Source organism: Paraburkholderia sp. RL17-383-BIF-A (genome assembly GCF_046028015.1).
Lineage (GTDB): Bacteria > Pseudomonadota > Gammaproteobacteria > Burkholderiales > Burkholderiaceae > Paraburkholderia.
Map to the genome: position 1 here is coordinate 79,290 of NZ_JARESR010000010.1, position 12,763 is coordinate 92,052.

Consider the following 12,763-nt stretch of genomic DNA (forward strand, 5'->3'; position numbering starts at 1 on the left):
CAGTTACTCGTGATGTTCCAGCGCCGTGAATCCGGCCAGCGTGACGAGCGCGTCACGTCGGGCAATCTGATAGTCCGCGCGCACCATTTCCTTGACGAGCGAGGCGAACGACGTGGTCGGCTGCCAGCCGAGCTTCGCATGCGCCTTCGACGGATCGCCGAGCAGCGTCTCGACTTCGGCGGGCCGGAAGTAGCGCGGATCGACGCGCACGATCACGTCGCCCGGCGACATCTTGATCTCGCGCCCTTCCACTTTCTCGACGATGCCGATTTCATCCACGCCGGTGCCTTCGAAGCGCACGGTGACGCCAAGCTCGGCGGCCGCGTGCTGCACGAACTGACGCACGCTGTACTGCACGCCGGTGGCGATCACGTAGTCCTCCGGCCGCTCCTGCTGGAGCATGCGCCATTGCATCTCGACGTAATCGCGGGCATGACCCCAGTCGCGCAATGCCGACAGATTGCCGAGATACAGCGTCTTCTGCATGCCCACCGCGATACGCGCGACGGCGCGCGTAATCTTGCGCGTCACGAACGTCTCGCCGCGCACCGGCGATTCGTGATTGAACAGAATCCCGTTACAGGCATAGAGGCCGTATGCCTCGCGATAATTGACCGTGGTCCAGTACGCGAACAGCTTGGCCACCGCATACGGGCTGCGCGGATAGAACGGCGTGGTCTCCGACTGCGGCACCTGCTGCACGAGGCCGTACAGCTCCGAAGTCGAAGCCTGATAGAAGCGCGTCTTTTCCTGCAGCCCGAGAATCCGGATCGCTTCGAGAATCCGCAGCGCACCGAGGCCGTCCGCGTTAGCGGTGTATTCCGGCTCCTCGAACGACACCGCAACGTGGCTCTGCGCGGCGAGGTTGTAGATCTCGTCAGGCTCGACACGCTGAATCACGCGCAGAAGGCTGGTCGAGTCGGTCAGATCCGCGTGGTGCAGAAAGAGTCGCTGGTCCGGATCGTGGGGATCGCGGTACAGGTGATCGATCCGGTCTGTATTGAACAGGGATGACCTGCGTTTGATGCCGTGTACGTCGTAATCCTTGGCGAGCAACAACTCCGCCAGATACGATCCGTCCTGTCCTGTGATGCCGGTGATCAGCGCGACCTTACGTTTCATGGAGCATTCTCCTCGTTAACCTTTGCAATCCCAGTGCCATAGCCCGGTGCCATTAGCCTCTTGAACTTCGTCGAACCGCCGGCCGTCGGCCGCCGTCTCAACCGGCGATGCTGTCGTACCCGTAATAACCGCCCTGATAGCCCGAGCCGAGGAACGCCCCTTCCTGCGGCACGTCGGTCAGCAGCACGCCTTTGAGCGGCACGCCGCCGTTGCGCAGCCGCTTGGCCGTCTCCATGACCTCGTTGAGCGGGTGACGGCCGTGGCGCACCACCAGCAGCGTCGTGCCCGCGTACTTGCCGATCAACGTCGAGTCGGTCACTGCGAGAACCGGTGGCGTATCCACGATCACGAGGTCGTAGTGCGACTTCAGTTCTTCGAGCATCGTTTCGAAGCGCTTGCTCATCAGCAGTTCGGCAGGATGCGAGGGCAGCGTGCCCTTGGCGAGCACGTCGAGACCCGGCAGCACGTCGCGCTGGATCATCGCGCTCAGGTCGCCGCCGCTCAGCACATCGGACAGACCCGGCTGATGCGCGACACCGAAATGCGAGTGCACGTCGCCGCGCCGCATATCGCCGTCGATGATCAGCACGCGCTTGTTCGCCGAGGCCACCAGCGCCGCGAGGTTCACCGAGAGGAACGACTTGCCGGAATCGGGCCGCGAGCCGGTGATCATCACCACGTTGTTCTCGGCGTGATCGAGCGAGAGTTGCAGCGAGGTGCGCAGATTGCGCACGCCTTCCACGGCGATGTCTTCCGGCGCCTGCTGCGCGAGCACATGCAGCCCGCGACGGCGCAGCATGACGTTCTCCTGCAGCTTCAACTGGGTCTGGCTGCGCGGCACCACCGCGAACACCGGCACGCCGAGCATGCCTTCGAGTTCGTCCGGCCGTTCCACGCCGCCGTACATGGCGCGCTTGAAGAAGGTCAGCAGAATGCCGAGCACGAGGCCGCCGCCGAGCGCGATCAGGATCGCGATCACACGCTTCGGACGCACGGGTTCGTCAGGTGCCTCGGCGAAGTCGACCACGCGCACGTTGCCCACCTGGCCCGCCTTCGCCACGCGCAGTTGCTGCGCGCTGTTCAGCAGATTGGTGTACAGCTCCGTGTCGACGTGCACGTCGCGCAGCAGACGCAATGCGGTCTGCTCCGTATCCGGCATCACCGCCACGCTGCGGTTCATGTTCGCCGCGGCGCCTTGCAACGCGGCGATCTGCGCGTCGAGCGCGGCCACCGCCGGGTGATTCGCCGTGAAGCGTTGCGACATCTCCGCGCGTTGCTGCTGCAGATCCATCAGCTTGGTCTTGTTATCGACGATCTGTTGCAGCAACAGGCGGCTTTCTTCGCCCAGGTCGACCGTGCCGTGCGTATTGCGGAACTTGTTGTAGCGTTGCTCGGCGTCGTCGAGTTCCTTGCGCAAGCCCGGCAGTTGCTGATCGAGGAAGGCGAGCATGTGCTCGGCTTCGGTCGAACGGCTCTCCACGTCCTGACGCACGAACTCGCGCGCCATGCTGTTGACGATCGCCGCGGTCAAGCCGCTGTCGCCGCCTTCCAGGCTCGCGCGGATCACGCCGGATTGCAGCGTGGTTTCCTGCACCACGAGCGCCTTTTGCAAGCGGTCCACCGTGCTCAGCGTCGAGGCGCGCTGCAGTTCGAAACGCGAGCCGGCGGGGCCAACCAGCTTGTCGACGCGCAGTGTGATCGGGCCGTCGGCGGTATCGGTTTCCACGGTCTCGCCTACTTTGCCCGACAGAATCGCGATACCGTTCTTGTCGCGCAGCACGTACGAGTTGTCGGCGCCGGAAACCAGCGTGAAGGTCGTGTCGTACATTTCCTTCGAGGTGTCGAACCGCGACACCGAAATGCTCTCGTCACCCCACGCATAGCCGGACAGGTTGATGAACTGCGGCAACCTGAAGCCCCATTGCCCGTTCACCAACCCCGCGATCATTCCGCCGATGATCGGGAAATAACGCGGCGCTGCCGTGATATCGAGGTGGAGTTTCTTGACGGTTTCTTCCGTGACGAGCCGCGACTTCAGCAGCTCGATCTCGGCCGCCGTCGAAGGCTTGGTGTCGAACATGCCGGTAAGCGGCGGCAAGGAATCCTTGCCGTTCGCATTGGCATTGGCCGTCTTGTCCTCGACGTGGAACAGGACATCCGCGCGGTACGTCGGCGGCGCGAGGAAAGCGTACGCGCACCCCAGCGCGAGCGCGATCAGCGTCACCATCACGATCGTGCGCCAGCCTCGCACGATCGTACGCAGATAGTCCGACAGATGAAGCTCGTCCGGTCCGGACACGTCGGTGTAGCGGTTTTCGAAGTTGATTGCCATTTTCTTCACCCAACAAAGCCCGGCGGTTCAAGATCACGTTGCACGGTTGTTATTTCGCGAGGACCACGCCCGTTACAGCCGCATTGATCGCCGGCAGCAGCAGGTTCAACACACGGTTGAAGCGGACCAGACCGCCTTGACCGACGTACACCACGTCCTTCGGCTGCAGTTCGAACTGGTTGGCGAGCACCATCGAGACCGGCGAGGTCGCATCGAGGTGGTACACCTCGGGCTTGTCGCTCGTCGAATTGCGGATCACGAACAGTTGCCGGGCCGCGGCCGTGTTGGAGTCGAAGCTGCCGCTGTCGGAAATCGCCTGCGAAAGCGTCAGCGAACCGTTGCGCATCGGCAGGATGGTCGCCGGCTTGTTGACCTCGCCCATCACGTAGACGCCGCTGTCTTCACGCGACGCCACACGCAGCACGTCGCCCGGCTGCAGATAGATATCCGACGGATTGCGGCCGCGCTTGATCAGATCGTCCAGATTGAGCTGATACGGCACGCCGTTGCGGATCAACACTACGCGGCTGCGATCCGCATTCGCGCTAAGACCGCCGCTCAAGCTGATTGCGGTCGTGAGCGACATCGGAATGTCGTTGACCGATTGAGCGCCCGGCGTGCGCACTTCACCGTCGACATACACCTGCGCCGCGCGGAACGAGGCCACCCGCACCGTCACTTCCGGCTTCTGATACACCTTGCTCAAACGGCGCGACAGCTCCTTCTGGATCGAGGCGACGTCTTTGCCGGCCACGTGCACGGTGCCTGCATACGGAAACTGCACATCGCCGTTTTCGTCGATCAGGAAGCCAGGTGCGGCATCCGTCGCCTTCGGGTTCTGTGCCGGCTGGCCGAGCGCGGCAGCGAGTTCCGGGTGATCCCACACGACGATCTGCAGCACGTCGCCGGGGCCGACCTTGTAAACGGTCGGCTTGCCGAACAGGGCGACCATTTGCGGCGAAAGCGGCGCGGTGCTCTGCGCCTGGCTCATCTTGCGCAGCATCGTGAGGTTGATGTCGGTGATCGGAATCTGTTGTTGCGTGTTCGCTTCGGTACTGAAATCACCACCCGTGTCCTGAATTGCGGCAGGCGTGATCATCCGCTGGCCCGGTGCGATCCCGCATCCGGAAAGCAGTGCTGCAGTAGCGAAAACCAGGAGACTTCCCGTGCGTAAACCAAGCGAGCTCATGATGTTTCCTCCGTGCGCCACGGCGTGTTCCTCGAGAGAGGTAGCGTCTGGCGTTTTGTTAACCACTTAGTAAGCGTTTCGATGCACCAGTCCGGCGACTATCGTCGCGCCGATAATCCGCATGTCGAGTGCGAACGACCAATGTCCCAGGTAATACAAGTCATGTTCCACCCGACGTTCCATCTTCTCGATGCGGTCGGTCTCGCCACGAAAGCCGTTGATCTGTGCCCACCCCGTGATCCCCGGTTTAATCCGGTAGCGATTGATATAGCCCGCGACCACTTTCTGATAGAGGTCGTCGTGCTCGAGTGCATGAGGACGCGGTCCAACGACCGACATGTCGCCAAGCAACACGTTGAAGAATTGCGGCAGTTCGTCGAGGCTCGTGCGGCGCAGGAACGCGCCCACTTTGGTGACGCGCGGATCGTTGCGCGTGGCCTGGCTGACGGTGCCTTTTTGCTCGGTATGCAGACGCATCGAGCGGAATTTGTAGATCGTGAATACCTGGCCGTCCGCGCCTTTGCGTTTCTGTTTGAACAGGATCGGACCGCGCGAGGACAGCTTCACCGCGATCGCAATAGCGAACATGACGGGTGCGAGGGCGATCAGCGCCGTCAAGGCGAACAGGCGGTCGAAGATTTCTTTCTTCAGCATGGAGCTCGCCGACAGCGGCGAAGCCACCAGGTTGATCGCCGGCACGCCGAGCAGATCGATCACGCCGCTGCCCTCGAAGAGCGCGAGGCTGCGCACATCCGGCATGAAGCGGATGTTCACCAGATCGTCGCGGAATTCGCTGACCAGCGAACAGATCAGCGGCTCCTCGCTGAGCGAGAGCATGAGCCACAGTTCGTGTACGTTATTGGTGCGCATATAGCCGGCCAGCGCATCGACCGTGTCGAACACCGGCACGCCTGGGCTCGTGACCGGCGAGACGTCCGGACGCGCGTTGAATACCGCCGCGGCGCGAAAACCGGTGGTCGGCGCGGCGCCGATCCGGCGAATGATGGCGTCGCACTGCGAGCCGCTGCCGACAATGGCGACCTGATGCAGATTCAGGCCGGCGCTGCGTGCGCGCGCCAGCACGGCATGCGTCATCAGCCGGTACGCGATCAGCAGGCCACCGGTCACGGCCGTCCAGTACGAGAACCACAGACGCGACACGAAGTCGATACGATGCAGCGAATACATCAGCACGAGCGCGCTGCCCTGCACCATCAGCCACGCGAGCGAGACCTGGCCCGCCAGCGCCAGCTTGGAGCGGCCGCGCCATGATTCGTAGACGCCGAACGCCGGAAAGATGGCCAGCGCGAAGGCGGCGGAAAACATCACGAGCGCCCAATAGAACCCGGATTGAGCGAGGTAATCAAAGCGGATCTGCGACGCCACCGCCGCACCCGCCAACACCAATGCAACATCAAAAACTCGCGCGAGCAAATCCTGAAACTTGCGCATTTTGGTCACCTCGTTCTTGCCGTTCTTGTCTGCAGTTGAATCCGGCGTGCTGTTTAGGAGCAGCGGCCGTAGTTGTCGTTAAACCTCACAATGTCGTCTTCACCGAGATAGGTGCCTGACTGGATTTCAATGATTTCGAGCGGCACCTTTCCCGGGTTTTCGAGCCGGTGGCGGGTGCCGAGCGGAATGTAGGTCGATTCGTTTTCACTCAACAGGAACTGCTCTTCACCGCGCGTGACGAGCGCCGTGCCACGCACGACGACCCAGTGTTCGGCGCGGTGGTGATGCAATTGCAACGACAGTTGCGCACCGGGCGTGACGACGATGCGCTTGACTTGGAAACGCTCGCCATGGTCGATCGAATCGTAGAAACCCCAAGGGCGGCGCACCTTGCGATGCGCGTCGGCCTCCGGCGCGTGCTGCGCCTTGATACGCGACACCAGACCCTTCACGTCCTGCACGTGCGAGCGATCGACCACCAGCACCGCGTCGGCGGTCTCGACCACCACGACGTTGGTGGTGCCCACGCAGGCGACGAGGCGCCCTTCCGAATGCGCGTAGCTCGATACCGCGCCTTCGAACGTTACGCGGCCGCGTCCAGCGTTACCGTTGGCGTCCTTTTCCATCGCGGCCCACACGGCGTCCCACGAGCCCAGGTCCGACCAGCCTGCATTCAACCCGACCACGACGCCGGCCGGTTGTGCCGGCGCGTTCGCGGCCGCGCCATCGGTCGAGTCAGGTTCGGCCGTCTCGGTCAGGCGCTCCATCACTGCGTAGTCGATCGAATTCGCGGGCGCACTGAGGAACGCGTCGATCAACGGCCGGAAATACGCGCCATCCTGGTGGCCGCCGGTGAATGCGCGTTCGCAGGCCGCGTGCATTTCGGGTTGCAAACGCTTCAACGTATCGAGCCACACGCTCGCCCGGACAATGAAGATGCCGCTGTTCCACCAATACATGCCTGCCGCGACGTACTTCGCCGCGAGTTCTTCTGCCGGCTTTTCGACGAAACCGTCGATCGCATGGCCGCCGCCCGCCAACTCCGCGCCGATGCGGATATAACCGAAGCCGGTGTCGGGGCGCGTGGGCGGCACGCCCAGCGTCGCGATCGAGCCCTGTTCCGCGTAGCGCGCTGCCAGTTCGAGCGCGGCCTGCAACGCGGGCACGTCGGCGATCGAGTGATCCGCCGGCATAACGACGAGAATCGCGTCACCACCGTCCGCGCACGCGAGCGATGCCGCCAGCGTCAGCGCGGGCGCCGTATCGCGTCGCGCCGGCTCGACAATAAGACGAGCGTCGACGCCGTTTTCATGAAGTTGTTCGGCGATCACGAAGCGATGTTCCTCGCCGCACACGATGATCGGCGACGCTTCCACTTTCCAGCCCGCGGGAAACCCGTCCATGCGTCGCGCGGTGGCTTGCAGCAGCGAGTCGGAACCGACTACGTCGATCAGTTGCTTCGGAAAGTTTTCGCGCGACACCGGCCACAGCCGCGTGCCTGAACCGCCCGCCAGAATGACCGGGACGATGCGCGCGCAACGCCCATGCGCCACTGCGGCGCCCGCACCGTTAGGGTCGACCGACACGGCGCTCACAACTCCCTGAGTCAACATATTCGCATTCCTTATAATTCTCAAAGATCGGCGGAAATTCGGACCGGATGCCGCGTTGCCACACGGCTCCCGGCTGGCCCCGTCGCGCTATTCGCCGACCAGTCGGCGGCTTTGAATCCGAAACTCGGTTGGCGAAATTCTCATCCGCTTGCGGAATACCTTCGCCAGGCGGTCGCCATTGCCCATGCCGGTGCGCCGCGCGATCTTGTCGACCGGCAATTCGGATTCGGTCAACAGGCTGCAGGTCACCGCCAGACGCTCGTGCAACAGAAAACTCGAGGGCGTAATACCCATTTCCATCTTGAAGCGGCGCAGAAAATTGCGCTCGCTCATCGCGGCGAACTGCGCGGCGTCGGCAATCGAAATCGCCTGCTGGCAATTTTCCTGGAGCCAGCGAGCGGCCGCGCGCACCTTGTCGCCGGGGCTCAGACCGCCGTCTTCACCTAGCAGCGGCGCGAGATTCGAGCACGAATCGGCTAGCAGTCGCTCGGCAACCGTGCGCGCCGTGGCGCTGCCAAGATCGCGCTTGATCATGGCGAGCGCGCTTCTCATCGATTCGAGGCGATCGCCCGCGTCGGCGCCCTGTTCAGGCTGGCGCGCCTGAGCGGATTGTCCGTTCTGGTCGGCGCTGTCCTTGCTTTCTTTGTTCTCCGGCACGTACGCGGCATCGAGCAGCGCCCGGCCTTCGGCGATCGGTCTGATCATGCCGGTGTTGCGGCGCACCCGACGCAGCCAGGCAATCAGCCGCTCGTCGCTCGCGGCGGCGAATGCGCCTTTACCGCCCGCGACGTACAGCGCATCGAAACCGCCGTAATGCCGCGCGTCGAGTCCATCTGTCCACACCCGCAGCGCGGACGACGAAGTCACCATGCCGCCGTCGGCCGACAGGAACGAAACGTCGTATAACCAGCCGCCCGAACCGGACGAAGCCATTTCATTCGCGGCCTGGAACACCTCGGCAACAACCCCTGCTCCCTGCAGCGAGCAGTCGTTGAACATCAGTATCGCGATGCGACGCATACCCTTGTTCGGAGCGTGCACCCAGCGCAGCATTGCAGACTCGAGACTCGCGCAGGTCATAGTCATCCTCTCACCAGAAAACGGATCTACTTTTCACTCTCGGGCGGCCACAGAGAGGCCTCCTCTGTGCAGCGCATCATAGTCACCGGCAATCAAGCATTTAGCCGCCATGACCGAAAGCGCGTACATGTTGGCGTATTGACAGGGTGACCACCCAGGGATTTTCGGAACAATCCCGCTGCCGCTGTCTTTTCAATGAATTAATTGCCGATTCCGCATATGAATCAATTTGCATTCTGCGAATGTTAATGCAAAGAAAACCGCGATTTCGTTCGGCACCGCACACACTGCGACTACTCGAAAAAGGCCGACTTACCATTCGAACTACCCATCGCCAAACCGATTTGAAGTGACTTTTCCCCGCGGCAACGTCAGAATGAGCGCAGCCGGCTTCGCTATACGAGCACCAGCTCTGCGGGAACGCCAGGACCGGCTATCTTCTGACGATAAATCTTCGGAGTGGCAATAAGTAAAACGAACAACCAATATAAGCACTTGAAGGCGGGACAAAATTATTTAATTCGTTGTAATTGGATCGCATGAATATAAAGCTGGCGATTAATGTTTCAAACGTGAAACACCGGAATAAGACAACTTTAGACCGAGCGGCAATAGACGGGCCAGTGGCGGAATCTGTCGAATGAGAAACGGGCCTTTTCCGCCAGGGGTTTGCGGAAATACACTATGCGGTTTCCGCAACACATTGCCTGAAGAGGTGCCGCAAGGCGGGTCCGACCTGGTGAACTAGTAAATGGGCGACGCGTTTGTCGCCTGGGGGTAGTACAGCGAACGACACGGGGAACACATGTCGAATGTACGCGAACAGCGCGCGCTGCGAAAGCGCGCCGGCGGCTGGTCCGCCGAGCGGAGAGGACTGCGCATCAGCATGGTCGCCTCGGTGGCGGCCTTCATCTTGCTCGGCGTTTCAACGTTTCGATGCGCGGCGGCAGAGGTCGCACCGCAAGCGAATGGTGTGAGCAATGCCGAGTTCTCCGCGGACGGCAGAAAGTGGACACCGTGCGCGGCCGAGTACGGCACCTGTCGGTTCAGTGGCACGCGCGACGTGCTGTATGGCACGCCGCAACAGCATGTCGTCAAGACGTTCTCGAATAGCGCCGAATGCAACAACGGCGTATTCGGCGATCCGGCGCCCGGTGTCGAGAAGCGCTGTGCAATGGCGCCCACCGCAGTAGGCAGCACGCTCGCGCCTGCCGCGAAGGCTGCCGTCAATAACGACATCGCATCGAGCGCCGCAGCGCAATCCGTGCCCTCCGATCTGAAGGCGCCGCCCGGCCAGGGCTTGCGTTGCTCGGCGCCTTCGTCGCAGGTACCCACGAGCGCGAAGGGCGATGTGCTCGAAGCCGACACGCCCAGCGACGGCACGCGCCTGTTCGCCGCGGCCAAACCATTCGCACTGGTTTTCATCTCGCGCCCCAAGCAAAGCGACACACTCAACTGGCAAATACGCGACGCGTGGAATGTCGTGCGCGCCAGTGGCCGCTTCCCCGTCGCGGCCGGCGCGACCCTGTCCGCGCTCAGTTGCGCTTCCGGCGTGGCGGGCTACTTCGCGGTATCCGCGTCACTGGAGCGCGCGCATGGCCAGCTCGAATCGCGCGGCACACGTCCGGCGGGCATCGCGACATTCGGCGTGTTGCCCGATACCTCCGCGGCGTTACCCGCCGTCCGTTTTCCGTATGAAGATCTGCACCGCTTCGGCGGGCAGGGCGCTGCCTATCTCGCACCCGGCCAGCACTGCTGCGACGGCGACGGCTACCGGCCGGTCTACACCGCGCTCGGTCTGACGTGGGTCAACGACAATCGCAACTGGTATATGGAGGAGCCGAAAAAAACCGGCACATTCGACCCCGCGTCCAAACAGCTCACACCGTTCTTCCGGCGCGGCGACCTCTTGCGATTGATCCAGCTCGACGGCATTCCCCAGTGGGCAAGTCCGACCGGCAAAGAGACGCACAGCTATGTGCCGACTTCGCTTGCGCAGATGAAGGACTACATGGCCAAAGTCGGCGCCGAATCGAATCGGGTTCGCACGACCTACTTTCCCAAACAGCGCGACAACTACTATCAGGTGACATGGGAGCCGGACGCCGACGGCGGTCTGCCGTGGCGCGATACCGACGCGAATTTCGTCGCCATGTACAAGGCGGTCTGGGAAGGGATCCATCAGACGGATCCGCATGCGGTTGTAATGGGGCTGACCTATTCGTCCGTGCAGGGCAATGTCACGTGGATGCGCAAACTCGGTCCGCTTGGAATCGGCCGCTATATGGACGGCATGACGATTCACGGTTATTACGACATCGGCACGACGCCCTCGCATCCACCGGAGCGGGTTGCGGACACCGGCAATCAGGGCACGGTGCCGGGCGCGCTGCCCGCCGCGATGCGGGCGCTGCGCCACGAGATGCATCAATATCTGAAGCCTGGCGCGCCGTTGTTCGTCACCGAAACCGGTATCAGCTACGACATCGGCCAATCGTATGGCAAAAGCTATCCCGGCGCGAACGTGTTGTACGCCCAGGCGGCGGTAACGGCGCGCACGCATCTGATCCTGCTAGGCGAAGGCGCCGACATGACCTACGTGTTCTATCTTGCGGATATGCCGGACGCCGCGCCGGGCTACGGCATTTTCTTCGAGCTCGATCATCCGACCGGCGCTTATGGTCCGACTCGCATCAGCCCGAAGCCCGCGGCGCTTGCAGTGGCGGCGATGACGCGCATCATCGACGGCACGGTGACGCTCGGCCCGCTCAAGGGCGTGCCCAAAGGCGTCTACGCGTACGCGTTCCGCCGGCTCGGCGGCGGCAAGATCGTGACCGCGCTGTGGACGCATGACAACGACGCATGGAGCGCCAAGACCGGTTTCGACGCGAGCCGGAGCGTGGACTATCGGCTGCGGGTCGACGCGCCCGGCACCACGGGCGAAGTGACGGTGTTCGACATGATGGGCAACGCGACGGCGGTGCCGTATCGCGACGGCGTGGCGAACCTGAAACTCTCGCCCGCGCCGGTTTATGTCGTCTCCGGCAACGCCGACGTCTTCAAGGAAGCGGTGACGACACCCGAGGGTTACGTGGCGCGCTAGCGGCGCGATGTGACGATACTTCGGCGTGATGTGACAGGCTCTGCGGCGACTGGCGCACATAGCATGCAGACGGGGGCACGTTAGCATGCCTATCAATACGCTGGAGCCGAGCGCCGGAGCCGAAACATGAGCGGCCTTGCATGGACGATGCTGGTACTGGCCGCAATGATCGGCGCGTTTCTCTTCGCGACGATCGGCGCGATCCTGCTCGCTCTTTTTCTGGCGAGCGTGTCGCGCCGGCTCACACGGAACGATGATCACCATCGCGACTACTAGCGAGTCGTGACGACAGCTCGATACCGCTGCGGGATCACGCTGATCGGGTACGTTCGGGCGGCGCAAAAAAACCGGGGGAATGACATGTTGACCGAGATCGATTTTCTGGACGTAGTCCGTCTCACACCGCTGGTCGCATTCGATCTGATCGTCAGCGACGCCCAAGGGCGCGTGCTGATCGGCCGCCGCCGCAATCGCCCTGCCCGTGGCACCTGGTTCGTTCCCGGCGGCCGCATTCACAAAGACGAAACACTCGACGCGGCATTCGCGCGCATCGCCGACGCCGAGCTCGGCATAGCGAATCTGGCGCGCTCGACGGCGCGCTTCGAAGGCGTGTTCGAACATCACTACAGCGACAACTTCGCGGGCGAGCCGGACGTATCGACTCACTACATCGTGCTCGCCTATGCGCTGACGCTCGCGGGCACGGCGCCACTTGGACGGCCCGAGCAGCACAGCGAATACTTGTGGCTTACGCCCGCGGAACTGCTCGCGCGCGCGGACGTCCACGACAACACCAAAGCCTATTTCCGCTGACACACGCGCCAGCAGACGCGTCGGCACGACTGCGTGCGGGGCCGCATTCTGCCGCCGAC

Annotated in this window: 9 protein-coding genes; 3 read left to right on the forward strand and 6 right to left on the reverse strand. The window is 62.8% G+C overall.

The window, feature by feature from the left end; all coding sequences use genetic code 11:
- Window positions 1-3: 3 nt before the first annotated feature.
- From gmd to P0D71_RS14265, 6 genes are all read right to left on the reverse strand, one after another.
- Window positions 4-1,122, reverse strand: a complete 1,119-nt coding sequence (gmd, locus tag P0D71_RS14240) for a GDP-mannose 4,6-dehydratase (protein WP_091796601.1) — start codon at window positions 1,120-1,122, stop codon at window positions 4-6.
- Window positions 1,123-1,219: 97 nt separating this feature from the next.
- On the reverse strand, window positions 1,220-3,454 hold the full coding sequence (locus P0D71_RS14245) for a polysaccharide biosynthesis tyrosine autokinase (protein ID WP_408480630.1): 2,235 nt from the start codon (window positions 3,452-3,454) through the stop codon (window positions 1,220-1,222).
- Window positions 3,455-3,503: 49 nt separating this feature from the next.
- Entirely contained in the window at window positions 3,504-4,643 is a 1,140-nt protein-coding gene (locus tag P0D71_RS14250) for a polysaccharide biosynthesis/export family protein (protein WP_408480632.1), read from the reverse strand.
- A 66-nt stretch (window positions 4,644-4,709) separates the two neighbouring features.
- The gene (locus P0D71_RS14255; RefSeq protein ID WP_408480634.1) at window positions 4,710-6,095 is read right to left on the reverse strand and encodes an undecaprenyl-phosphate glucose phosphotransferase; all 1,386 of its coding nucleotides are present in this window, start codon (window positions 6,093-6,095) and stop codon (window positions 4,710-4,712) included.
- A 53-nt stretch (window positions 6,096-6,148) separates the two neighbouring features.
- Window positions 6,149-7,708 carry a mannose-1-phosphate guanylyltransferase/mannose-6-phosphate isomerase gene (locus P0D71_RS14260; protein ID WP_408480636.1) on the reverse strand — a complete coding sequence of 520 codons (1,560 nt, stop codon included), beginning with the start codon at window positions 7,706-7,708 and terminating at the stop codon, window positions 6,149-6,151.
- A gap of 87 nt (window positions 7,709-7,795) precedes the next feature.
- Entirely contained in the window at window positions 7,796-8,788 is a 993-nt protein-coding gene (locus P0D71_RS14265) for a helix-turn-helix domain-containing protein (protein ID WP_408480744.1), read from the reverse strand.
- Window positions 8,789-9,593: 805 nt separating this feature from the next.
- Here P0D71_RS14265 and P0D71_RS14270 point away from each other — a divergent pair.
- The 3 genes from P0D71_RS14270 (at window position 9,594) to P0D71_RS14280 (ending at window position 12,704) form a co-directional block, all read left to right on the forward strand.
- Window positions 9,594-11,891 (forward strand): hypothetical protein, encoded by a 2,298-nt coding sequence (locus tag P0D71_RS14270; protein WP_408480638.1) that lies wholly within the window; start codon window positions 9,594-9,596, stop codon window positions 11,889-11,891.
- Window positions 11,892-12,017: 126 nt separating this feature from the next.
- Window positions 12,018-12,167, forward strand: a complete 150-nt coding sequence (locus P0D71_RS14275) for a hypothetical protein (RefSeq protein ID WP_408480640.1) — start codon at window positions 12,018-12,020, stop codon at window positions 12,165-12,167.
- Between the two features lie 84 nt (window positions 12,168-12,251).
- Window positions 12,252-12,704: a GDP-mannose mannosyl hydrolase gene (locus tag P0D71_RS14280; protein WP_408480642.1), complete on the forward strand. Its 453-nt coding sequence runs from the start codon at window positions 12,252-12,254 to the stop codon at window positions 12,702-12,704.
- Window positions 12,705-12,763 lie beyond the last annotated feature (59 nt).

Excerpts from the sequence above, each read along its gene's own strand:
- P0D71_RS14270 (WP_408480638.1), top strand. The coding sequence starts at position 9,594 with ATGTCGAATGTACGCGAACAGCGCGCGCTGCGAAAGCGCGCCGGCGGC.
- P0D71_RS14265 (WP_408480744.1), bottom strand. The coding sequence starts at position 8,788 with ATGACCTGCGCGAGTCTCGAGTCTGCAATGCTGCGCTGGGTGCACGCT.
- P0D71_RS14250 (WP_408480632.1), bottom strand. The coding sequence starts at position 4,643 with ATGAGCTCGCTTGGTTTACGCACGGGAAGTCTCCTGGTTTTCGCTACT.
- P0D71_RS14280 (WP_408480642.1), top strand. The coding sequence starts at position 12,252 with ATGTTGACCGAGATCGATTTTCTGGACGTAGTCCGTCTCACACCGCTG.
- P0D71_RS14260 (WP_408480636.1), bottom strand. The coding sequence starts at position 7,708 with ATGTTGACTCAGGGAGTTGTGAGCGCCGTGTCGGTCGACCCTAACGGT.
- gmd (WP_091796601.1), bottom strand. The coding sequence starts at position 1,122 with ATGAAACGTAAGGTCGCGCTGATCACCGGCATCACAGGACAGGACGGA.
- P0D71_RS14245 (WP_408480630.1), bottom strand. The coding sequence starts at position 3,454 with ATGGCAATCAACTTCGAAAACCGCTACACCGACGTGTCCGGACCGGAC.
- P0D71_RS14255 (WP_408480634.1), bottom strand. The coding sequence starts at position 6,095 with ATGCGCAAGTTTCAGGATTTGCTCGCGCGAGTTTTTGATGTTGCATTG.
- P0D71_RS14275 (WP_408480640.1), top strand. The coding sequence starts at position 12,018 with ATGAGCGGCCTTGCATGGACGATGCTGGTACTGGCCGCAATGATCGGC.